Genomic DNA, 23,122 nt, shown 5'->3' with positions numbered 1-23,122 from the left:
TCCGCGTACGCTTGCCGGTATTGCAACATTTTAGAACAATTGGTTTTCTCCATCTATGACCGTTCGGCGGTTGTCAGACAACTAGTTGAATTACTGCTGTGGCATTTTGTCGCGCAGCATGCAGGGTTTCGGAAAGCAACCCAGTTGTCCGGCATCAATCCAGATCTACTTCGCCAATAACGCCGCATAGCGTTGCAGATCGACGTTGCCGCCACTGATCAGGACTCCGACTTTCTGTCCTTTGAGCTGGTCTTTGATCTGCAGTGCGGCGGCAAAGCTCAGGCAGCCAGTGGGTTCGACGACCATTTTCATTCGCTCGGCGTAGAAACGCATGGCCTCGATGAGTTGCGTATCGGAGACCGTGAGGATGTCGTCCACGTCACGGCGAATGATCGGAAAGGTGTGGTTGCCCAGATACTGCGTTTGTGCGCCATCAGCGATGGTATCTGGAACGGCGATCCGGACGATTTCTCCCGAGCGGAACGAACGTTGCCCGTCGTTCCCGGCTTCCGGTTCCACGCCATACAGCTTGCAGGTCGGTGACAGTGCGCGGGTAGACAGTGCGGAGCCTGCAAGCAGTCCGCCGCCACCGAGGCAAACCAGCAACGTATCCAGCGGGCCTACTTCTTCGAACAGCTCCTTGGCCGCCGTACCCTGTCCGGCAATCACATCGGGATGATCGTAAGGTGGAATCAGGGTCATGCCCAGACGCTCGGAATGTTCGCGGCCGATGGCTTCGCGATCTTCGGTCTGGCGGTTGTAAAGCACCACGTTTGCGCCGTATTCACGGGTCGCTGCAATCTTCGTAAGCGGCGCGTCGTGAGGCATGACGATGGTGGCCGGAATGCCCAGCAGCCGGGCGGCGAGGGCGACGCCCTGAGCATGATTGCCAGAGGAAAACGCCACCACTCCACGCTTGCGTTGTTGCTCGTCAAATTTGGCCAGGGCATTGAAAGCACCGCGAAACTTGAAGGCGCCTACCCGCTGCAGGTTTTCGCATTTAAAAAAAACCTGCGCGTCAAACAGGCTGTCTGCGGTGCGCGACGTCAGGACCGGCGTGCGATTGGCCTGGCCAACCAGGCGTAAGGCGGCGTCTTCAACATCTTGATAGGTGGGGAGCGTTAATGTGTTCACGTGGGTTATCACCTTCTCGAAATGAAAATGTCAGGCCGCAACGGCCATGGCTTCGACTTCTACAGCGCAGCCGTAATGCAGTTGTGCAACGCCTGCAACGGCTCTGGCGGGACGGTGCTCACCCAGCCATTCGCCGTAGAGGCGATTGAACAGCGGCCACTGATCAATGTTCGTGACGTACACCCGAACCTGCACCAACTGTTTTCTGCTGATGCCTGCGGCCTCCAGACAGCTGTCCAGATTGAGCAACACTTGCCGTGTCTGATCTTCAAACGAGGCATTCGCCAGATGTGCCCCGTCGGCAGTGATCGGTAATTGCCCGCTGATCATCACGAAGCCATTGGCGATGGACAGGTGAGAGTAGTGTCCGGCGGGTGGAGTGATGGCGTTGCTGTTCTTGCATAGGATTGACTGGGGCATGGAGCTTCTCTCGATCAAGGCGATGAGGATAAAGACAGCGCAGCGGTTATTTCAGGTAGCTGTAAGCGGCAGCCCGGGATACGCCCAAGTGCTGCGCGACGACGTCCATGGACTTACGCACTTCCAGAGCGCCCGACGCTTTCAGCTCTCGAAGCAGGGCGCGGCGTTCATCTGCCTTGAGTGAGCGCGGCGTGCTCGCCGATCGGCCTGCAAACTCATCGATCCGTTTGCGAATGCTCTGCGCGCTGTCCACTTCCAGCGACTCATCCACGACGCAATCGACCCGGGTGAACTGGGCCATAGCCGTTTGCACACCTTGAAACAGGGTCAGATCGACGTTCATGCACAGCGCTGCGACGTATTGCCCTTCGACATTACGAATACCGATGGAGGTGCTTTTGGCCTGACGTCCATCCGGAAAACGGTTGGCGTAATTGGCGATGACTTGTGGATAGGACGGATCTGCAATTCGCGCCAGCCCCAACTCGGTAGCCGGGTCGCCGACCTTGCGCCCCGACAGGTTGTTATGAATCGCGTAGATCGCGTGATCCGGAGTCTGCAAGTCATGCACGACCACTTCGCAAAACGGTCCGAAGGTCTCCCCGAGGCCTTGAGCGACCTGTTTGAGTTGTTCGAGAAGGTTGCGGGTTTCTGCAGAAACGTCGGACATGGAGATAGTGTCTTGATGAAAGGTTAAGACAAAGTATCCATAAATTGACGTTTAGTAAAGATGGCCTACGTTATCGCTCATTGCAGGAGCTGACGAAGGCAGCGAAAGCCGTTTCGTTGCGACATCGCCATTCGCAGTCTTCGGCAGCCTACAGGGCATCTGCGGGAACTACGAATCACCTCAGTGCCACGGATGCTGCGGGCTATCAATCGGCCGCAAGCCATGCTGACGGAACAACTCACCGTAACCCGCTACCAGAAACTGGCCACTTCGCTGCAGCCAGTCTTCGCGGCGTTCCTTGTATACCCGGGGCAGGTAATACCAGGGCAGGCCGGGGAGATCGTGATGAATCAAATGCAAATTCAGATTCAGGAACAGCCAGCGCCATGGCCAGCCGGCTTCATTGATCACCGAACGATGCTCCGGCGATTGCGCAGGACGGTGCTCATAGAACGATCGCACCATGGACAATGCCAACGCCAGAACGCTGGCCAGCAAATAGTCGAATACGCCGATACCGCCCTGTGTCTGGACGAATAAAAGCAGCCCGACCACACACGCGGTGTGCGTCAGCCACATCATCCAGGCCTGTAGCTCCCCACGACCTAACCTGTGCAATTCCTCCGTCGCCAGGCCGACCAGCGCAATCAGTGGGCCCACCAGCAATCGCCCGCACAGGGTTTTGTTCAGCCAGTGCAGCGCGCGCGCACCTCTGCCGTTGCCTTGCCAGTGCTGACCACTGAAGTAGCGGCTCTCAGGATCACGCTGCGGGAGGGTCAGCTCTTCATCGCGGTGATGCAGCAGATGGCTGTCGCGATACAGGGTGTAGGGGTACCAGATTGCCAAAGGTGCATAGCCCAGCAGCTTATTCATCCACAACCAGCGAGTGGGATGACCATGCAGCAATTCGTGTTGCACCGACATCCAGAAAGTAATCACCGGCACCAACAACATAAGGGTCAACCCCCGGCCTAGATGCTGCGAGTAATGAATCAAGGCGAACCAGGCCGCGCAGGTACCGATCAGCAACAGCCAGGTCGGCCAGTCAGTGCGGGCAGTCCAGGTTGAGCGCAATTGAGCGATGCGCTGGCGATGCGCGGTATCCAAATAGTTGGGCATGTGTGCAGCCAAAAAGGCAGGTGGAGACCAAGGGTTCAGTGGCCGCACATTAGCAACTCTGTTTATGTCTGAATAATCACATATCGGTCCATTTATATAGCGTCAAGTAATTAGAAAGGTGATGTGGCAGTCCGATTTCTCATCATGATCGATTGGGAAAACATAACGTTTCATTGACATTCAAGGCGTGGTGAACAGCGGCCTGCCCGGACAGCGGCGATTTCCGTGCTTATGCTGCGAGTGCAGGTATCTATAACTTTGCCGGTTATAAAGTTATGTGATCTGTGAATTGGGCTTCCTCAGGCAGTTTGTTCACATTGAGTGCTGCATGTTCAGAGTCAGGTCATCAGCATGGCGACAATTGATTTACCCAACGGCACCCATCTGCATTACCAGGTGACCGGCGAAGGCCCCGCATTATTAGCGCTAGCCCCAGGTGGACTGCTTTCCAGAAGTGAGTTGTGGACTCATCGCGAAGACGGCCGGCCGCGAGGGTTGGTTGACCCTGTGCAAGCCTTTTCACCGCGCTTCAAAGTGATCACGGTTGACCAGCGCAACACGGGTGGGTCTCACACGCCCATTACCGCGCATGACAGCTGGGATGAATACGCTCACGACAATCTGCAATTGCTGGATGCCCTGGGCGTTGAGCAATGCCACGTACTGGGCGCCTGTATCGGACCGTCGTTTGCGCTGAAGATGATTAGCCTGGCGCCGCAACGTTTTCTGTCCGCAGTACTGCAGCAGCCGATTGGCAAGACTGCGCAGAATATAGAGTTGCGGCGGGCGTCATTTCAGACCTGGGCTGACACACTCCATATGCGCAACGTGTTCCCGGCACCTGACGTGTTGCTGGCGGTGGAGCACAACCTGTTTGCCAGCGACTTCGTCTACAGCGTGGGGCGGGATTTTGTCAGGACCTGCACGACCCCTTTGCTGGTTTTGCCGGGTGATGACGCGCGTCACCCGCGATTGATCAGCGAGGAAATTCTGGCGCTGGCACCCAATGCCCAGGCGTTTGACGATTGGCAAACCAGTGCTGGTCAACTGCGCTACGCGGCAACCCTTGAACAGTTTTTCCAATCAGCACAATGAACAGAGCCAGCCGCATGACTTATACAAACCTTAAACGTACCGGCCTGGCCATCGGCCTGGTTGTGGCAATGACCCAAACTGCACTCGCCGATCAAACCTGGTCGACCATTCAGGAGCGTGGTGTGGTGCGGATCGGGGTCAACCTCAGTGGTTTACCGTTTGGCACCTACGCCACCGGCACTCAGCGCCCGATTGGCTTTGCGGTGGAGCTGGCCGAAGACATCGGCAAGAAGCTGGGGGTCAAGACTGAAGTGGTGCCAGTGGTTGCGGCCAACCGTGCGGTATTCCTTCAGCAGGGCAAGGTTGATCTGCTCATCGCTAACATGACCGTCACTCCGGAGCGTGCGCAGCAACTGGACTATGTGCCGACCCCTTACGAGCAGTTGGGTGGGGCGCTGGTTGCGCCGAAGAACTCCGGTTTCAAGCGGTGGGAAGATTTGCGTGGCAAGACCATCTGTATTTCTCAGGGGGCCAGCTTTCAGCAGCCGCTGACCCGCGATTATGGCGTCCAGCTCAAGGCGTTCCGGGCGCAGTCGGAGGTGCTGCTGGCGTTGCGTGGCCAAAGCTGTGACGGCGTGGTGCTCAACAGTCCGATCATGCACGAGCTGATGCGCCAACCCGAATGGGCCGGTTTCGAGATTCCCATTGGTGAAGACCTGGTGCCCGCAGACTCGGTCATCTGGTTACGCAAGGAGCAGCCGCAGACGCAACAGGTTCTGGACCGTATAGTGCGCGACTGGCATGGCAGCGGCTGGCTGCTTGAAGAAGGGCGCAAGTACCAGATGGCGGCGTCGCCGATGATCGTCGAACTGCATGAGCGGTATCGTGATGATCCACGGTTGAGTACGCCCGTGACGCCTTGAAGCGGTTTACAGGGGAACGAGGAAAGTAATGACGAAACTATCAGTCAAACCCTTAGAGGGATTGCTGGACGAGCCGAGACTTATCACCGTCGAAGGTCTGGCGCCTGCACAAAAGGTCGTGCTCTCCACCCGTACCTTGCGCGGCAACGGCCGGTATTGGGGCAGCGCTGCGACATACATTGCCGATGCCTCCGGTCGTGTGGATTTGCAGCGAGATGCCCCTGTGTCTGGCAGCTACCAAGGTGTTTCTGCGTTGGGCCTGCTCTGGAGTCAGCGGCCGGAAGTGGAGGGCGCTGTCGACGTGTTTCCGGATGACGTGCTGCAGCCGTTGGTGACTCAGATTTCCGTTGAAGGCAGCGACCAGGCTGTAGCGTTGGTTCAGCGCCTCGCCGCCCAAGGTGTCACTCGCCGGGACGTGCGTGAGGACGGTCTGGTAGGCACACTGTTTACGCCAGCAAGCGCCGGGCCGCATCCTGCGGTTATTGTCCTCAACGGTTCCGGTGGCGGGATCAATGAACCTCGGGCCGCGCTTTATGCCTCACGGGGCTATGCAGCGTTAGCGCTGGGCTATTTTAAAGCACCGGGCTTGTCGCCTTACATTTCCAATACACCGTTGGAGTACTTCGTTGCAGGCTTGGACTGGGTTCGTCGGGAGGTGCAGCCTGCCCATGATTTTGTCGCGCTGAGCGGTCAGTCTCGGGGCGGTGAGTTGGTGTTGCTGCTGGGCAGTATGTTTCCAGAGGCAGTGTCGGCGGTTATCGGTTACGTACCCAGCGCTTTGGTGCATGGCGGGCAAGCGGCGGCCGATCCGGCGGTAGGGCGTGACGGACCTGCATGGCTTTATCAGGGGCAGCCATTGGTGCATCTCTGGAACGACAATAAGACCGCTTCCTGGGCGGCCAAAGATGCCGGCAGGCGTAACGCGGAATCGATCAGCACTGCGCTGCTGGACCAGGACGCTGTACAGCGGGTTGCCATTGCCGTCGAGAAAATCCGCGGGCCGGTTTTATTGCTGTCGGCAGGCGACGACGCTGCGTGGCCTTCAGCGCTGTTCTCGAGAATGGCGTATTCGCGGCTTCAACAGGCAGGCCATCCGTGGCCCGTGCAACACCTGGATTTCGAACACGCGGGTCATACGATTCTGCTGCCGCACATACCCGCTACTTACAGCGTTGACGGAACCCCTGCGGCCAACGCCGAAGCCAACGAGCAATCATGGCAGGCGGTAAAGGCGTTTCTCGACGAGGCGGTCAACGCCCGGGCTGTAAACGCGTCGTGATCAGATCTTGATCGGCTGTGGCGCCTTGACCGTGGTCCGGCGCCCTAGCACCACAGTGCCTACGACTCCGGCAGCAAATACCCAGGTCAACGGGTCGATGTGCTCACCGAACCACAGTGCGGAGAAAGCGATAGTGAAGAAAATCTGCAGCAGTTGAACCTGCCCGACCCGGGCGATACCGCCCAGTGCCAGGCCTGCATACCAAGCGAAGAAGCCGATGAACTGCGAGAAAAGGGTGACATAGCCGAACGCCCATAACGTTGGCGCGCTGATGGTGCCTTGATGCTGCGAAGCAAGGTACATGACAGGCCCCAGCAACAAGGGAAAAGCCAGCACCAAAGCCCAGCAGATGACCTGCCAGCCGCCCATTTCCTTGGCCAGGCGTCCACCTTCGGCATAACCCAGCCCACCCAGTGCGATGGCGGCCAGCATCAGCAGATCACCACTGCTGACACTGCCCGCGCCTTGAATCATTGCGTAAGTCAGCACCAGTACACTGCCCAGTGCGGCACACGCCCAGAATGCTTTGGAAGGTCGCTCATGGTGCAGCCAGGCTGCGTACATGGCCACGATCAGCGGTTGCAGGCCGTTGACCAATGCGCCGTGGGAAGAGGGCAACGTTTGCATCGCCCACGAAGACAAGACCGGGAAGCCGACGATCACCCCGAGTATCACGAAACACAGGCCTTTGAATTGTTGCCGGGTTGGCCAGCGCTCGCGTCGCCAGAGCAACAGCGCTGCTGCGGGAATGGCCGCGACAAGCGCGCGGCCCAGACCGTTAAGCAAAGGGTGAATTTCCTCGACCACAATGCGGGTCATGGGCAGGGTCAGGCTGAAAATTATAACGCCGAGCAGGCCCAGGGCCATGCCGGTGTTAACGCGCGAAGTCATAACGGCTCATCGTCAAAGGATGTGGGCCGGTATTTAGCCATAGCGGCGCATTGTCCCTGCGCTACAGAGAGCGACAGAGTGGGCAGTACACTTTTTGCTGTGGCTGTATTTATGTTGAGCAGGTGACGAAGGTGCTCTTTGAATCCTCTGGCAGATCGTGATCTCTGTTGGAGCGTGGCTTGCCCGCGAATCAGTCGATGAGTAGGTCAGTTACGCCGCGTTATCCTCTTCGCGGGCAAGCCTCGCTTCAACAGGAACCGCGATTTACTTTTCAGTCCAGCTTCGCAGGATCGTGCAACGAACAGCGCTGATCGGGCAAACGGTGCGGGTCCAGGCGGCAATACAATGACAGGGCGCTGAAGCTTCAGGCGGGCATGCAGCGATGGATACACGCCGCGTGTTTTGCAGTAGACCTCATCGAGGTGCATCGACATAATGTCGGCCGCTGTTTTGCCTATAACAATTCCTTCCTGCTTTGATTGCCCGGTCAACGAGCGATCAGCGCCAAGTCATATCAGCTTGACCATACCCTTTTAAAAAAACCAGGCCGGTGTTCACCCGTCTGGCGCGCCGCTATCGGAGTTCAAATGCTGTTACCCATTTTGCTGTTGTCGGCGGCAGGCTTTACTGTGCTGACAACCGAATTTGTCATTGTCGGCCTGCTCCCCGGCATCGCCCGGGACCTTGAAGTGAGCATCCCGCAAGCAGGGTTGCTGGTGACGTTGTTTGCTTTCACGGTGGCCTGCTTCGGTCCATTCCTGACGGCGTATTTCGCTCGTTTTGAACGCAAGAAGCTGTTCGTGACGGTTATGGTGCTGTTTGCGCTGGCTAACACCCTTGCGGCGCTGAGCCCCAACATTTACGTGATGAGCATCGCTCGATTGATACCTGCACTCGGGTTGCCGGTGTTCTGGGCGTTGGCCAGCGAGACGGCGGTCGATCTGGTTGGCCCTGAGCACGCGGGCCGGGCCATGGCAAAGATCACGTTCGGGATCGTCTGCGCCACGGTGTTTGGTATCCCGGTGGGCACGCTGGTCGCGGACGCCGTGGGCTGGCGTATGGCGTTCGGCATGCTCGCAGTGCTGGCGTTGGCCAAAGCGCTGCTGTTGTTTGTGTATCTGCCAAACATACAGGTCACACGGCAGGACGCATCGCTTCGCCAACAGATGCGCATCCTGCGCAGCCCGGTATTACAAGGACATGTGTTGTTGTCGGTGCTGGTGTTCTCCGGGATGTTCACGGCTTACACCTATCTGGCCGACATCCTTGAACGGCTGGCAGGTTTCAATGGCACCGTAGTGGGCTGGTGCTTGATGGCGTTTGGCGCAGTGGGCCTGATCGGCAACTCATTAGGCGGGCGCGCAGTGGACAAGCACCCGCTGATGGCCTCGATAGTGTTCTGTGCATTCATGGTCGCGGGCATGGTCGCTTTGATACCGAGCATTCACTCGCCGGTTTTCCTGGCGATGGCGTTGGCGACCTGGGGGATAACCCAGGCGGCGCTGTTTCTGGTCAGCCATGTGCGGGTCATGAAAGCCGCTGAGGGCGCGACGGCTTTTGGCGCATCACTGAACATCTCGGGCGCCAATCTTGGGATCGGTCTGGGCGCTATCGTGGGCGGGCGAATGATTGATTCGTTCGGGCTGCAGAGCCTTGGCTACGCGGCGGCGTGTTTTGTCGGACTTTCCATTCTTCTTGCCGTTCTGCTGATGGGGCGGCCGGTTTCAGAGCCACTGCCAGAGTAAATCGCAAAGGTCTCCACACCCTTGGTCGGCCCTCGGTAGATATCCCGAAGTGGCGATAGCAACCGAACCGGCGCACCGCTAGAATCGCCGCCTCAATGAGCTTCGCCACTGTTGCTGGCGAAGCATTGTCTGTTTGGGGAATGTGATGGCGGTAGCCCGCGCGAAGTTTACTGAAGGGCTCATAACGCGCCATATCCTGGTGATGACCAGCACCAGTGCCCTGAGCCTGCTCGCTGTGTTTCTGGTGGACATTCTGACGCTGGTCTATGTCTCCATGCTGCACCAGCCCTTGCTGCTCGCCGCGGTCGGCATCGCCAAGGTGCTGATCTTTCTCAACAGCGCGTTGGCTAACGGTTTGATCATCGCGGCAGCGACGGTGCTGTCCGAACGTATCGGTCATCGTGCAACCAAGGCAGTCTCGCGTTTCACCACCAGCCTGATGCTGATGGTGGTGTGCGTTTGTGGTCTGTCAGCCGTATTGCAGTTGGCATTGATTGTTCCTGTTACTCGCCTGCTTGGTGCTGATGCTGCGACTTATGAAGCGGCGCGGGTGTTTATCTGGCTGACCTTGCCGTTCAGCGTGCTGCAGTGTGCGATGCAGATGTCGGCGCAGATTCTGCGCACGGCCGGGGATAGCCGTCGGGCGTTGTGGGTGGTGCTGTCGGGCGCCGCCACGCTGGCGATCGCTGATCCGTTGCTGATCTTCGTCCTGGATCTGGGGCTGGAAGGCGCAGGTCTTTCCTACGCGTTGTCTGCACTGACGTCTGCCTGCCTGGGATTTTACTGGGTGCGTCGCCATGTCGGGCTGACGCTGTCCATCAAGCTTAAACTGCTGCGCATGCATGTCAGGCGAACGTTCAAGGTTGCCTTGCCTGCCATGGTCGGCAATTTGGCGACGCCGGTGGGGTTGGCGTATCTTGTCTCGACCGTGGCCACTTTCGGCACATCGGCTTTGGCGGCGATGGCAGTTCTAGACCGGGTCCTGCAGTTTTCCTACTGTGCTTTTTTTGCACTGCCGAGTGCCTTGGCGCCGGTGCTGGGGCAGAATATCGGTGCCCATCTGAATCAGCGGACCCGCTCGGCCATCGTCTTTACGCGCAAGCTGGTCGTGGTTTACGGCCTGTTTGTCTGGGGCGTCTTGCTGCTGGCGTGCGGGAGCATTGCTGACTTCTACGGGTTAGAGGGTGAAGGTCGAGCGCTGTTTCTCGCGTTCTGCCAGGTGGGTGGTGGTTTATGGGTACTCATCGGTCTGGATTTCGTCTCGATCGCTGTGTTCGTTACGATGCAGCGGCCATGGCTGATTGCGGTGTTCGCCTGGCTTCGCTCAACGGCCGGTACTGTACCGTTCGTGTACGGCGCCACGCACTTGTTTGGTAGCAGCGGGGCGATGCCCGGTATGTTTACCGGCAACGCGGTGATTGCATTGATATCGACCTGTGTCGCGTCTATCACTGCCAAGCGGTTTTTTACACGTAGAGCCCAGCCAGCGAGTGCCGGGTCAATTTGAATGAAGCTGTTATCGGATTTTTATGTCAGTTGACGAATCAGGGAATGAATCAGGCGAAGAGCTTGCGCCAAAGCGCCGACGGGCCCCGAAGGGCGAGATGCGCAGAACGGCCTTGCTGGACGCCGCCACGGTTATTTTCGCCAGGGATGGTTACTCCAGCGCGTCGATGCGCGACGTCGCAGCGCTTGCCGGCATTACCACTGTAGGCTTGCTGCATCACTTCCCGAACAAAGAAGCGTTGCTCGCTGCTCTGCTGGAGCGCCGCGATCAACGGGTGACCTCACGGTTTCGCGATCTCACGACCGAATTGACACTGACTGGCTTCCTCAAATTCTTGAGGTTGAGCATGGGTTTCAGTATCGAGGACGCTGCCGAATGTCAGGCATCAATGGTGATGAACACCGAGAGCCTGTCGCACGCACACCCGGCGTGTTCCTGGCACAAGGAACGGTTTCATCTCACCCACGATCACGCTCGCGGTCACTTGACGGCGTTGATAGAGGCTGGGGAAATTCGCGCGGATATCGACATCAAGGCCATGGCCCAGGAGATTTTTTCGGTCATGGATGGCTTGCAGATTCAGTGGCTGAGAAGCCCTGAAGAAGTGGACGTAATGGCGGTGTTCGACATCTATTTGAAGCGTTTGGGGAAGGATATTCAGGCTCATCCTTGAGCCTGAATAGTGACGCTTAGTAGGTCTGTGCGGCGTTAACCTGCACGGCCTTGCGCAGTGGCAATGGCAGCGGGTTGCTGTCTCGGGTGGTCAGGTGTTCCGGGAACAGCGTGGTCAAGGTGCGGTTGAGGGTCAGATTCTCTGAGTCGGAACCCACGAGGATCTTGAACTTGCCAGCGTCCACATCCCAGCTTGCGGTCTTGTCGACGTAGTACGCCAGGGAGCGCGAATCGATCGGAATGCTGACAGTCTTGCTTTCGCCCGGTTGCAGGTACACCTTGGTGAAGCCTTTGAGTTCTTTCTCCGGACGGTCAACCGCAGGTTTCACCGGTTGCACGTACAGTTGTGCCACTTCGAAACCAGCCTTGTCGCCAGTGTTGGTCAGGGTGAACTTCACGTCGATGGTCGCGCCAGGGCTCAGGACATTGGTCGACAATTTCAGATCGCTATAACCAAACGTGGTGTACGACAGACCGTAGCCGAACGGGTAGAGCGGTTTTGCGTGTTTCTTGTCATAACCGCGATAGCCCATGTACAAGCCTTCGCTGTAGGTCATTTCGGTCAGCGCATTGTCGCCACGGTAAGCCGCCGGGTCCGGATAGGACGCATAGCTCGGGTTATCTTCGATTTTCTTGTCGATGCTGATCGGCAGTTTGCCCGAAGGGTTGACCTTGCCATACAGGATCTCGGCCAGTGCCTGACCGCCTTGCTGACCCGGGAACCAGGCTTGCAGGGTGGCGCCGACTTTGTTCGCCCAAGGCTGCATGTCTGCAACACCGCCGCCGTGCATGACCACGATGGTGTTGGGGTTGGCGCGGGCCACAAAACTGATCAGTTCAGCCTGTTGGTCGGGCAGTTCGAAACCGTGGTCGGAACCTTCGCCTTCGTGCTCGTAGTTGGAGCCGGTGGCGACGACTACCGCGTCGTATTTCGACAGATCTTTCGGCGGACGCAGGGATGCCCAGCTCATCTGCACGCCGGTAACACCACCCAGTGCCGGGATGAAGTTGCCCTGCACGCGCTGGTATTCAAGCTTCACGGAGTACGACTTGCCTGCCACCAGCGCTGCGGTTTTGCCGGAGGTGGTCATGGCGTTCACGACGTCGGAAGAGTACGGCACGCCGTCGCTCTGCAACACCAGCTCATCATTGACCCACAGTTTGTAAGGACCGTCTGCACGCACCTTGAACACGTGGGCGCCGGAAACCGTCGGCTTGATGTTCGCCGTAAAGCGAGCCGAGAACGCACCCGCTGAAGGGCTGAAACCGGATACGGCGGTGGTGCCCGCATTGGTTTCGTTGGTGCCGGTGGTCCAGTTGAGGTTCACGCCCGGTTCGACACGGGTCACGCTCGGGCTGCCCGAAAAACTGGTGTTGGAGAAGTACTCGGCTTTCACGCCAGAGTTGTTCACACCGTTGCTACCCGTGGCAGGCTGGTACCAGGCTGCGGATTTCGGGTTCAGGCTCAGCTCGGACAGATAAGTGACATTCGAGCTGCTCGACGCCAGTTGCTGCAAACCGCTCAGTTCGGTGACGTAGCTGTTGGGCGGCGAGTTGGCGGTACCGAATGGCGATGCCGGTGCTTCGTGTGCCCAGTCACCGATCACTGCGATTTTGGCGGTTTTGGCCAGTGGCAGCAGCGGCTTGCCTTCGGTGGTTTTTTCGTTGCGCAACAACACGATGGACTCACGAGCGGTGTTCAATGCTGCGCGTGCGCCGTACTCCGGGTGGTCCAGAGTCTTCGCGGTGTTGAGGTTTTCCTGGAAGTCGTAGCTGACGATGGCGCGCAGGTTGCGTTTGACCTTGTCATCGATGACGTTCTGGGTCAGTTGGCCGCTCCAGAGATACGGCAGCAGGTTGGCTTCGGTGAATTGCAGACCCGATGGCATGTCGATGTCGGTACCTGCCCAGGCACCCTTGAACGCATCGTGAATGGCGTTGAAGTCACTGATCACGGTGCCTTGATAACCCCATTCACCTTTGAGCACTTCAGTAATCAGGTGATGGTTTTCGCAGGCGTAGTCACCGTTGATTTTGTTGAAGCCGCACATGATCGAGGCGACGTTGGAGTTTTTCACCATCGACTCGAAGCCTGGCAGATATAGCTCGCGCAGGGTGCGTTCGTCAGCAATGACGTTCACCGCCTGACGATTGGCTTCCTGTTCGTTGGCCAGGTAGTGCTTGCCGCTGGCCTGGATGCCTTGCGCCTGAATGGCGTTGACCACCGCTGGAGCCAGCACGGCACCCAAGAATGGATCTTCACCGCTCATGTATTCGGCTGAACGACCGTTGTACGGCGTGCGGTACAGGTTGACGCCCGGCGACAGCATTTGCTGACCGCCCGAGATGCGGGTTTCGTAGGCGATGGCCAGGCCGAACTCTTTGGCGCGGTTGATGCTCCAGGTCGCGGCGAGGGCAGACTGCGAAGGGTACTGCGCACCGAAGGTGGCGTTGTTGACGTGCACGCCCATGGACGAGTCATACGCCGTGGTGCCTTTGATACCCCACTTGAGCAGCGGCGGAATCATGTGTCCGTCGTTGACCCGGGTGAAGTTGATCTTCTCGGATTGGCTCATGTTGTCAAGGATCGAACTGACACGGGCTTCAACGTCGTTACCGGTGGCTGGTGTAACCGCTGCAAGAGCGAGGTTGGCTTGCAGGATGCTGAAGGTCAGCAGGCTCAGGCCCAGAGTGTGTTTGAACGCTGACACGGCAAGTGTCCTTTTGGCAGAGGCGATAGTCGAGTGGTCAGGTGGGTTCATGGACGTTGCGCCTGTGCGGGAGCGTCATCAGTGACCACCGGTGCATCGAGCACGGTAGAAGGGCCCTTTGATGCGGAGGTACTGACGTTGGCAACCCCGGTCAGTTGGTCGCGCTTTGCCTCGACCTGTACGCGAACTTGTTCTGTGGAAGTTGCAGTATTGGTCGCAGAAGCAGAGTCAGCCGCGAGCGCGGACAAACTGTGGGCGCAGAGCAGCACTGCGCTGAAAACAGACAGCATGGGTCTGGTCATCGATTAAATCTCGATTAATGGTTTAGAAACTATAAGTGAAAGCGGTTGCGGCGATCAGCCGGATGTTAAGTCAAGCGTCAGGACTAAAAGTTCACAGGTTGAGAGGATATTTGGCTGCAGTGTTTAATTAAATGATGGCATATTGCCCTGGTAGAGGTTTTTTTGAGTCTTTTTGAAGGGTTCTAGTGATTTAAAGCAGTAAAATTGGTGATTTATGCTATTTATTAGATTTAAATTGGGTTTTTATGCTGGTAATAGGTTGGAATTGAAGTGTTATATTGCTTTTTGATAAACCTAATTGCAGTTAGGTTTATGCTTCTGATAAGCTCTGCGTATTGCTGATAGTTGGTAGTTTTTATACGGCTCTTACCTGTTTAAATATCTTTGCAATAAACAGGCTATGTCGCGCCTGCGGCTAAATTGAATAACTGCCAAATACAGTGTTGATACCTTTTTATTTCGCGGTTCAGTGCGCGTGTAATTATTAGTGCGTTATTGTTTTTACGTTATAGCGCAGGATTGTCTTTTCTCGACCTATTCTTAGTTGCTTCGCTTATGCCGTCACACTTGGAAAACCCCTCCAAACCGCTGTCCATTGACCCCAGATATGCGGTTGACCTCGCTGTCCTGGGCGCCGTTCGTGTGCTCAATGGCGAGGGAGCCACAAAGTTAACGTTCGGGCAGATTTACACCCGGCTGATTCGCGCCTATGCGCGCATCCCGGCTATCGCCGATTGTGTAGTCGCTGTGGACGTTTTAGTGAAGGAGGGGCTGTTAGTGTCGGAGCGGGTGCTGGATGAGGATCCGGCGTTTCCGTACACCCAGCACATCATCAGTGGGCTGACTGAGATTGGCGCAGCCTCACTGGCCTGAGGAAGGGTTGGCAGAAGGAGCGTCAGCGGCGGTCTGCGTTGCTCAAGACGTCGTGCAGTTTGTTTCTCAGCTCTATCTCGTTAAACGGCTTTTGCACCACCGCCGAGCCATTCAGACCCAGTACGTCCGTGTCGGCGTAACCGGTGACAAACAGCACCGGCAGGCTCGGATGCTTCTTGTGAATCAGGGTAGCGAGCTCACCTCCGGTCATGCCGGGCATTGCGAAGTCGGTCAGCACCAGATCGACGCTCTCGTCCACCATGGTCAGCGCCATCGCGCCGTCCTTTGCCTGTTTAACCTTGTATTCCATGGACTCCAGCATCTGTACGGTCACCGCCCGAACCTCCGGGTCATCGTCGACCAGCAGAATGGTGTGCGAGCCATTCACCTGCGCAGGGGCCTGATGCAGGTTCTTTTCAGCTGGCAGGTTTTCAGGTTTGTCGACGCTGGGTAGATAGACCATGACTTTGGTGCCAACACCCAGTTCGCTTTCAATCATCACGCCGCCACCTGATTGCTTGGCAAAGCCGAACACTTGAGCCAGGCCAAGGCCTGAACCTTTGCCGACGTCTTTTGTGGTGTAGAACGGCTCGAATGCGCGGAGCAAGGTCTCGGGACTCATACCGCTGCCTGAGTCACGAATCGCCAGAACCACGTATTTGCCGGGCTCCGGATCCTCGGGGCGTACCGCAGGCTCGGTGATTTGTGCGTTGAACGTCGAGAAGCACAGCGAGCCACCCATGGCCATCGCGTCGCGTGCATTGATCGCAAGGTTCAGGATGATCATTTCGGTCTGGGTCGGATCGCCCATGGCGTACCACAGATCACTGGCCAGATCGGTCTCGATCCAGATGCTGCCGCCCAGAGCACGACCGAGGAGGGTGCCCATGCCGCGAATGGTGTCGTTGAGATTGATCGCGGTAGGTTGCAGCCGTTGACGTCGGGAGAACGACAGCAATTGAGCGGTCAGTTTCGCCCCGCGCTCACCCGCGTCTTTCACGTTTTGCAGACGCTGAACGGTTTTGTCCAGCGTGCCGCGCTCGATGTCCCGGATCGCAAAGGTGGTACTGGTCAGGATTACGGTGAGCAGGTTGTTGAAGTCGTGAGCCACACCGGCCGTCAACTGACCGACCACTTCGAGGCGCTGCATTTGTTGCAGATCGGCTTCGATCCGCTCCCGCTCGCTGATCTGTGCCCGCAGGCTTTTGTTGGCTGCCGCCAGTTCATCGATAACAGCACGCTCTTCAGTGATGTCACGAACGGCCGCATACATCAGCCCGCCCTCGGGCACGATGGTCCAGGACAGCCAGCGATAATCACCGGACTTGTGCTTCATCCGGTTGACGAAACGGGTCGAAATATAGCCCTGAGCAATGCTTTCCATTTCGTGGACCGTCGTGTCGAAGTCATCCGGGTGGATCAACTCCCACAGGCGCATCTGGCTGATTTGCTCATTGGACCAGCCCAGCGTGGCTTCCCAGGCGGGGTTGAAAGAGATCGGCGTCATGTCCAGTTGCAACACGGCCAGCAGTTCTCTGGACAATTCCCAGGTGCGATCACGTTCCCGCGTGCGCTGTTCAACACGAGCACCCAGCGCCTCGTTTAATTCAACCAGCTCGCGAGTCGCCTGCTTGCGCTCAGTGATGTCCTGGAGCACACCGGTGATGCGTACACACTGGCCGTTCTGGAACACCGAGCGCCCGCTGGAGAACAGCCAGCGCGATCGTCCGTTGGAGATCAGTGCGCGGTATTCAACCTGGTAGTCAGATTCACGGGTGATAGCCGCATTAATCTTCGACTCCAGAAGCGCACGATCATCCGGATGGCAGCGGTCCAGCAGAAAAGCCAGATCGATGGCGGTGTTCGGCAGAATTTCATACAGGGCGTTGCAACGTTCGTCCCAGAGGATTCGGCCCGTGGCGGGCTGGATTTCCCAGACTCCCATCATGGCCGCTTCGATGGCGAGCTGGGCCCGGACCTCAACGTCTTGCAGCGCGGTTTCCGCAGCGCGTCGCTGAGTTCGCTCACGGACTTCCGAAACCGCACGCCTGACGGCCTTGGGCAGCATCTTGAAGTTTTGCTTGAGGACGTAATCAACCGCGCCCAGGCGCATCATTTCAACGGCCTGTTGCTCGCCAAAAATGCCTGAGAGAAAGATGAAGGGTGTTTCGGGCGCTAACTGCTGAGCGATTTTTAGAACGTCTGCGCCGGAGGAGCCCGGCAGCAGGAAGTCACACAGTACGACGTCAAACACCTGCTGGCTGAGCGCTTGGGAAGCGCCCTGGTGGTTGTGCACCAGGGTCGAGTCAACTTTGATTCCACTGGCTTCCAAAGACAAAAGGGTCAACTCCGCATCTTGCGGACTGTCTTCGATTAGCAGGAGTTTCAATTCGTTGAGTGGCATTAAGTCTGACTGCGCTTAATCAAATAGGAATCAGGAGCTGGGGCGACGTTGAGCTCTGACCGAACCTGGTGGCGGTTCGTTCAGCACAGCCCAGAAAATACCGAGATCAGAAATGGCACTGACGAACTCCTTGAACTCGACAGGCTTGACCACGTAAGCGTTGACACCCAGGTGATAGGCGCGTGACAGGTCAAGCTCCTCACGGGAGGAAGTCAGCATGACCACCGGGATGCTGCGCAAATCTTCGGACTGGCGAATGGCGTCCAATACCTGCAACCCGTCGACCTTGGGCAATTTCAGATCCAGTAGCAGGACCGCTGGATTGCCGCCAGCGCGCTCTGCGTAGGCGTTTCGGCGAAACAGGTAATCAAGAGCTTCCGCGCCGTCGCGCAGCACAATCACTTCGTTGGCCAACTGGCTGCGCTCGAGCGCGACCAGGGTCAGTTCCAGATCGTTGGGGTTGTCTTCAACCAGCAATATGGGTTTGAGCATTATTTTTCCTTCGTACTCAGACGACTGGGTTCAGGGGTTTTGTAGGGCAGGGTGAAGGAGAACGTCGCCCCTTCATCCAGTACGCCTTGAGCTTGCACGGTGCCGCCATGGCGTTCGATGATCCGCCGGACATTGGCCAGGCCAATACCGGTACCCTCGAACTCTTCCATCCGGTGCAGGCGCTGGAAGACTCCAAACAGCTTGTCGGCGTATTGCATATCGAAGCCCACGCCGTTGTCACGAACGCTGACGACAACACCCTGAGGTTCCTGAACCGCAGTTATTTCAATGACTGCAATGGGTTCATTGCGGGTGTATTTGATTGCATTGGCGAGCAGGTTACGCATCGCCAAATGTAAAAAAGCCGGATCGGCAATGATGATCGGCAGTTCGCCCACCACCCATTCGATTGTCCGGCCTTCATAATCGGGCTGCATTTCCCTCTGGATCGATTCGACCATGGCGGTCAGATTGACCTCTGACTGGCGCATGGCGGAGCGTCCCATTTGCGAGAAACTCAGCAGATTGTCCACCAAAGTACCGGCAAACTTGGCTGACTCGCCGATGGTGTCGAGGAAACGCTGGCCACGGTGGGAGAGGTTGACCTCTTCCATATCTTTGAGAAGTTCCGCGTAGCCTGCGATGTGCCGAAGGGGCGCCCGCAGGTCGTGGGAAACGCTGTAGGAGAAAGCTTCCAGCTCTTTATTGCTACGTTTGAGTTCTGTAGCCAGCTGTGCCATTTCTTCGGCTTTGCGCAACACGATACCGAGCACGGCAAGGCGCAGTTCCGCCACTCCTTCCAGCTCGGCTTCTTCCCAGCGCGTGGAATAACCCTCGACCTTCTGCTTCCAGAGTTCGAAGCTAAGGCGAGGCGTCAGTGAACCGCTTTTGTCGATGGCTTTTTCCGGTTTGCCTGCCCAATGAACAACTCGTGCCTGCTCGGGTTTGAACCAGATCAGGTAATTTGAATGCAGCTCGGAAATGGACACGGCCAATACGCCGCTCACTGCCCGGGCGAGCCCAGGTATCTGCGCGATGTCGGTGCTGACGTTGTTGGTCTGAAAGACATTGGGACCACCACGTTCTGCCAGCCACTCTGCAAGTGCACGGACCTCACGCTCCGGAGGCGTCTGGCCGAAAAGGTCGCACTCCTCATCCGAGACCACGGCCGCTCCGCAGCCACCAACGAATTTGATAAATGTGTCTGGCAGGGATTTCAGCCCCTTGAATACGCTGTCATGGTCGGCCATCGCTGCCAGCATTTGAACGATGTCTTTGCGCAGACTCAGCATGCGATGGTTGCGCAGATGGGCTTCTTTGGTTTCCACCTGCAACGACAAAACCCGGCCAAGCAGTTCGCAAGCCGAGCGAGTCTGAAAACTGATCGGATGCGGTGTGAGGTTATGGCAGGAAATCAATCCCCACAGCCGACCATCCACCACGATCGAGATGGACATGGAGGCGCCGGTGCCCATGTTACGCATGTACTGCAAATGCACAGGCGAAACGCTACGCAACGTCGCGTAACTCAGGTCGAGTGGACGCTGGGTTTTCGGGTTGATATCAGGAATGATCACTGACGGGGTGTAATTGGAGTCGGCAATGATCCGAATCCGGTTCAGACAATACAGCTCGCGTGCCTGAGGCGGAATATCCGACGCCGGGAAACACAGGCCCAGATAGCCGGGAATGCCTGCGTCAGCCAGTTCAGCATTGACCACGCCGTTACCGTCCTCGTCGAAACGGTAGGAGTTCACGCGTCCGAAGCCGGTAATGCGCTTGATAAAACGGACTGAGCGATCACACAGCTCGTCGACGCTTTCTTCTTCACGCATCTGACTGATGAACGAACGGACCAGTGGATACAACCTGCCGTGCGCAGTCACGGTGTCCCCGGCTGGTTCGAACTCGGCAATCAGCACGTCTTCGTTGCGATGCAACATCATCGCCACGGGCTGACCGGTACGGTCACCTTTGAGGAAGGTTACGTCGCCCACGTGGTACGGCTGCGCTTCATCTTCGTCCAGCTCACCTAACTGATCGACCAGAGCTGAGCCCCCTTTGACGAGGGAATCGAGATCACAACCCAGCAATTCGGCAGTATCGAGATTCAGCCACTGAGCAATATTCTCGCTGATCTGAACGATCGTCATCGCGGGCTCATCAATAACGATCAGAAACCCTTGTGGCTGAATGCTGCCCGGCGTACGAATAGGCTCACGAGCACAATTATCGATGGCCGCCTGCAGAGATGCGTGATTGTCGATAGCGGTCAAAACTTCCCCCTTTGAAGGCTTTGGAGACAGTAGGCACAGACTCAGGTGATGAGCTGAAGAACGCCGAACTGCATTCGCCCCCAAAAATCCGATGACACAGTATCAAATTATTAATGGCCACACTGCGGCAGTTGAAGTGTTGTCGGACGATTGGGGAGGATTTTTAGGCCAAAATTTCTGATTCGCGTCGTCACTTGCATGAATGGGACGGATCAGGTGGCTGGATTTGCTTTATGGAGGGCGCTGCAGCATTTTGAACCGGCGAATCAAGGGGATCGCGAAGCGCACCTCTTGCCTTCGCGGATATGCTGTTGTTAGCGCAAGCTGGTTCTTCAGGCGCAGCGGGCGATTATTGCCTGTCTCGTGTCAACCCCATAAATAGCGTGGTGGCAGGAGCATCTTGGCAGCAATTAATGGGCCCCACGATCAAGCAGGAATCAACTATGCAAAATACTCGTTTCGACTCAGCCGCTGTCGCATCGACGCTACTGGAAACCTGGCGCAGCGGCGAGTTACTTCCAGCATTGTCTGAAGCGATCAAGCCCCAGACCCTTGAGCAGGGCTATACGGCGCAAAATGAATTGTTCAAGGCGTCAGGCGGCGTAAGGGCAGGGTGGAAGCTCGGAGTCGGCAGCCCGGCGGCAATGCGCGGTGCTAATTTGTCGCGCCCGCTGGTAGGGCAACTTGAGCAGGCCCGCTGTCATCGCAGCGGCGCACATCTGCATATGCCGGCGCCCACTCAAGTGACTATCGAGTGTGAAATTGCGTTTGTTCTGGATCGTGATTTACCGCCCCTTGCAGGGCGCAAAATCGAGCCTCAGGATATTCGTGCTACCTGCGTGACCTTCGAAGTGGTGCGTTCACGATTCACCGACCGCAAGACCGTCGGCTGGCCCAGTTTTGTGGCTGACAATGTCGGCTTCGAGGCACTGGTGATTGGCGAGTCAGCCTGCTCGGGGCTGGATGAAAACGTCCTGCGCGAGTTGGCTGAGACGGTAATCGTGCATCTGGATGGCGTGCCCAAGGCGAAGGGCCTGTTTGACGAGACGGCGACCAATCCGTTGAACTCGCTGGCTGCGCTCTATCAGCATGCCGCTGAATACGAAATCACGCTGCGGGCAGGAGAGATCATTTCCACCGGCGCTATGTGTCAGCCTTTCGATATTGTCGGTGCGGGCCATGAACTGTCGGTGAGCTATTTCGGCAAAGAGCTGAAGTTTTCACTCTGAGCTTTTCGCAGGGCTATCCGCAGAGACGTCCGCCGACCGCTTCTACGGTCGGCCGGACGCGATCAGTGATCCTGATCGGCAGATTGTGGTGGCGCCCGCTCAGTCACCACCCTTCATGCGCCGCGCAAGCAGGTAAACACCCAGACCAACCAGCGCAGTGGCTGCGCCGATATAGCCGGTGCTTGTCCATCCCAGCTCTGCGGTGATCGCCATCCCGCCAAACCAGGGGCCTAGCGCATTCGCCAGATTGAATGCGGCGTGGTTGGACGCTGCTGCAAGGCTTGGCGCTTCGTGAGCAATGTCCATCAAGCGAATCTGTAGCGGCGCAGCCAATGCCACCATCGTCCCTACCAGGCAGATGCCGAGCATGACTCCCCACACTGAACCCGCTGCCAATGGAAAGAACAGCAACACTGCCATCGACCAGACCAGCAACAGGCCCACGGCACGAAACTGCATGCGGTCGAACAGTTTGCCCCCGACGATGTTGCCAATGATGCCGCCCACGCCGAAAGCCGCTAGACCGAATGGAATCCATTGAGGTGTTACGCGGGTGACTTCGAGCATCGTCGGTGCCAGGTAACTGAACACGCAGAACATGCCAGCAAAACCGATGGCACCAATTGCGAGCGCCATCCAGACCTGCGGTTTGGCGAAGGCGCGCAACTCTTTACGCGGATCACTGCGCGGTTCATCACGGCGATCAGGCACGAAGCGCCAAACCAGCGCGATGGTGCAGAGCGCGATCGCCCCGACCAGCGCGAATGCGGATCGCCAGCCAAAAAACTGGCCGAGGAACGTGGCGATCGGGTTGCCCAGCAGCATTGCCAGGGTCAGGCCCATCATCACCCGCGCGACGGCGCCTGCGCGTTTATGGGTGGGCACCATGCTCGAAGCCACCACTGCTGCAATGCCAAAATAAGCGCCATGAGGCAGACCGCTGATGAATCGAAAGGTAATCAGGCTGCTGAACGTCGGCGTAAATGCAGTTGCCAGATTGCCCATGGCATACAGTGCCATGAGCAATAAAAGCAGATGCTTGCGTAGCAACTTGGCTCCCAGGATAGCCAGCAGCGGCGCTCCCACCATCACACCCAGCGCGTAAGCACTGATGGCATGGCCCACCTGAGGTTCGCTCAATTTCAAGTTGCTGGCGATGTCTGGCATCAGCCCCATAATCGCGAATTCGCCAGTACCAATAGCGAAAGCGCCCACAGCCATCGCGGCTTCCATTTTGGCTGCCGAGCGAGCGGGCAGTACATGCCCTGGTGTTTGCTGAATAGACATGCGTCGTCAAAATCTCAAAAGGTCACGAAAAATGCTTGCCGATGTTAACTAACCGTCAGCGGAAGGGTCTAGAACGCCCTTGGGTGCGAGAGTTCAGCGTTTATGCCGGTCTTGAGTCGAATAAAGCGCGATCTGCAGCCCTGAGGCTTGGCA

19 protein-coding genes are annotated in these 23,122 nt (G+C 57.3%); 8 read left to right on the top strand and 11 right to left on the bottom strand.

Annotated elements, in window-relative coordinates; translation table 11 throughout:
- Nucleotides 1-165: 165 nt before the first annotated feature.
- The 4 genes from AUC60_RS23555 to AUC60_RS23540 form a co-directional block, all read right to left on the bottom strand.
- Entirely contained in the window at nt 166-1,134 is a 969-nt protein-coding gene (locus AUC60_RS23555; RefSeq protein ID WP_087273383.1) for a threo-3-hydroxy-L-aspartate ammonia-lyase, read from the bottom strand.
- Between the two features lie 30 nt (nt 1,135-1,164).
- The gene (locus AUC60_RS23550; RefSeq protein WP_087273382.1) at nt 1,165-1,554 is read right to left on the bottom strand and encodes a RidA family protein; all 390 of its coding nucleotides are present in this window, start codon (nt 1,552-1,554) and stop codon (nt 1,165-1,167) included.
- 46 nt (nt 1,555-1,600) lie between these two features.
- A complete protein-coding gene (locus AUC60_RS23545) occupies nt 1,601-2,224 on the bottom strand; it encodes a helix-turn-helix transcriptional regulator (RefSeq protein WP_087273380.1) in 624 nt (207 codons plus the stop codon).
- Between the two features lie 180 nt (nt 2,225-2,404).
- Nucleotides 2,405-3,343 carry a fatty acid desaturase gene (locus AUC60_RS23540; RefSeq protein ID WP_087273378.1) on the bottom strand — a complete coding sequence of 313 codons (939 nt, stop codon included), beginning with the start codon at nt 3,341-3,343 and terminating at the stop codon, nt 2,405-2,407.
- Between the two features lie 351 nt (nt 3,344-3,694).
- On the opposite strand from AUC60_RS23540, the gene AUC60_RS23535 reads away from it, so the two are divergent.
- Genes AUC60_RS23535 through AUC60_RS23525 form a run of 3 tightly spaced genes read left to right on the top strand, consistent with a single transcriptional unit; the run spans nt 3,695 to nt 6,580 of the window.
- Entirely contained in the window at nt 3,695-4,438 is a 744-nt protein-coding gene (locus tag AUC60_RS23535; protein ID WP_087273414.1) for an alpha/beta fold hydrolase, read from the top strand.
- A 14-nt stretch (nt 4,439-4,452) separates the two neighbouring features.
- Nucleotides 4,453-5,301: a transporter substrate-binding domain-containing protein gene (locus tag AUC60_RS23530; RefSeq protein WP_087273376.1), complete on the top strand. Its 849-nt coding sequence runs from the start codon at nt 4,453-4,455 to the stop codon at nt 5,299-5,301.
- A gap of 28 nt (nt 5,302-5,329) precedes the next feature.
- Nucleotides 5,330-6,580 carry an acyl-CoA thioesterase/BAAT N-terminal domain-containing protein gene (locus tag AUC60_RS23525; RefSeq protein ID WP_087273374.1) on the top strand — a complete coding sequence of 417 codons (1,251 nt, stop codon included), beginning with the start codon at nt 5,330-5,332 and terminating at the stop codon, nt 6,578-6,580.
- Here the strand turns inward: AUC60_RS23525 and AUC60_RS23520 are convergent, their stop codons facing one another.
- Nucleotides 6,581-7,471, bottom strand: coding sequence for a DMT family transporter (locus AUC60_RS23520; RefSeq protein WP_087273372.1), 891 nt, complete (start codon nt 7,469-7,471; stop codon nt 6,581-6,583).
- A 587-nt stretch (nt 7,472-8,058) separates the two neighbouring features.
- Between AUC60_RS23520 and AUC60_RS23515 the strand changes: the two genes are divergently transcribed.
- From AUC60_RS23515 to AUC60_RS23505, 3 genes are all read left to right on the top strand, one after another.
- Nucleotides 8,059-9,216, top strand: coding sequence for an MFS transporter (locus AUC60_RS23515; RefSeq protein WP_087273370.1), 1,158 nt, complete (start codon nt 8,059-8,061; stop codon nt 9,214-9,216).
- A gap of 145 nt (nt 9,217-9,361) precedes the next feature.
- Nucleotides 9,362-10,723, top strand: a complete 1,362-nt coding sequence (locus AUC60_RS23510) for an MATE family efflux transporter (protein ID WP_087273368.1) — start codon at nt 9,362-9,364, stop codon at nt 10,721-10,723.
- A gap of 22 nt (nt 10,724-10,745) precedes the next feature.
- Nucleotides 10,746-11,396, top strand: a complete 651-nt coding sequence (locus AUC60_RS23505; RefSeq protein ID WP_087273366.1) for a TetR/AcrR family transcriptional regulator — start codon at nt 10,746-10,748, stop codon at nt 11,394-11,396.
- A gap of 16 nt (nt 11,397-11,412) precedes the next feature.
- Here the strand turns inward: AUC60_RS23505 and AUC60_RS23500 are convergent, their stop codons facing one another.
- Entirely contained in the window at nt 11,413-14,157 is a 2,745-nt protein-coding gene (locus tag AUC60_RS23500) for a beta-glucosidase (protein ID WP_193441881.1), read from the bottom strand.
- Nucleotides 14,154-14,396 carry a hypothetical protein gene (locus AUC60_RS23495; protein ID WP_087273364.1) on the bottom strand — a complete coding sequence of 81 codons (243 nt, stop codon included), beginning with the start codon at nt 14,394-14,396 and terminating at the stop codon, nt 14,154-14,156. Before AUC60_RS23495 ends, AUC60_RS23500 begins: the two co-directional genes overlap by 4 nt.
- A gap of 579 nt (nt 14,397-14,975) precedes the next feature.
- Between AUC60_RS23495 and AUC60_RS23490 the strand changes: the two genes are divergently transcribed.
- Complete coding sequence (locus AUC60_RS23490) at nt 14,976-15,281, top strand: hypothetical protein (protein ID WP_238599630.1); 306 nt, start codon at nt 14,976-14,978, stop codon at nt 15,279-15,281.
- A gap of 22 nt (nt 15,282-15,303) precedes the next feature.
- On the opposite strand, the gene AUC60_RS23485 is transcribed toward AUC60_RS23490, so the two are convergent.
- The 3 genes from AUC60_RS23485 to AUC60_RS23475 are packed head-to-tail and all read right to left on the bottom strand — an operon-like array spanning nt 15,304 to nt 20,453.
- Nucleotides 15,304-17,685 carry a hybrid sensor histidine kinase/response regulator gene (locus AUC60_RS23485; protein WP_087273362.1) on the bottom strand — a complete coding sequence of 794 codons (2,382 nt, stop codon included), beginning with the start codon at nt 17,683-17,685 and terminating at the stop codon, nt 15,304-15,306.
- Nucleotides 17,686-17,715: 30 nt separating this feature from the next.
- Nucleotides 17,716-18,177, bottom strand: a complete 462-nt coding sequence (locus AUC60_RS23480; protein WP_087273360.1) for a response regulator — start codon at nt 18,175-18,177, stop codon at nt 17,716-17,718.
- Nucleotides 18,177-20,453 carry an ATP-binding protein gene (locus tag AUC60_RS23475; protein ID WP_087273358.1) on the bottom strand — a complete coding sequence of 759 codons (2,277 nt, stop codon included), beginning with the start codon at nt 20,451-20,453 and terminating at the stop codon, nt 18,177-18,179. Before AUC60_RS23475 ends, AUC60_RS23480 begins: the two co-directional genes overlap by 1 nt.
- A 443-nt stretch (nt 20,454-20,896) precedes the next feature.
- Here AUC60_RS23475 and AUC60_RS23470 point away from each other — a divergent pair, with 443 nt between their 5' ends.
- Nucleotides 20,897-21,682, top strand: coding sequence for a 2-keto-4-pentenoate hydratase (locus AUC60_RS23470; protein ID WP_087273356.1), 786 nt, complete (start codon nt 20,897-20,899; stop codon nt 21,680-21,682).
- 99 nt (nt 21,683-21,781) lie between these two features.
- On the opposite strand, the gene AUC60_RS23465 is transcribed toward AUC60_RS23470, so the two are convergent.
- Complete coding sequence (locus tag AUC60_RS23465; RefSeq protein WP_087273354.1) at nt 21,782-22,969, bottom strand: MFS transporter; 1,188 nt, start codon at nt 22,967-22,969, stop codon at nt 21,782-21,784.
- Nucleotides 22,970-23,122: the final 153 nt, after the last annotated feature.

The organism is Pseudomonas caspiana, from assembly GCF_002158995.1.
Lineage (GTDB): Bacteria > Pseudomonadota > Gammaproteobacteria > Pseudomonadales > Pseudomonadaceae > Aquipseudomonas > Aquipseudomonas caspiana.
Note: the sequence above shows the minus strand (reverse complement) of the source record. Positions and strands in the feature narration are given on the sequence as shown.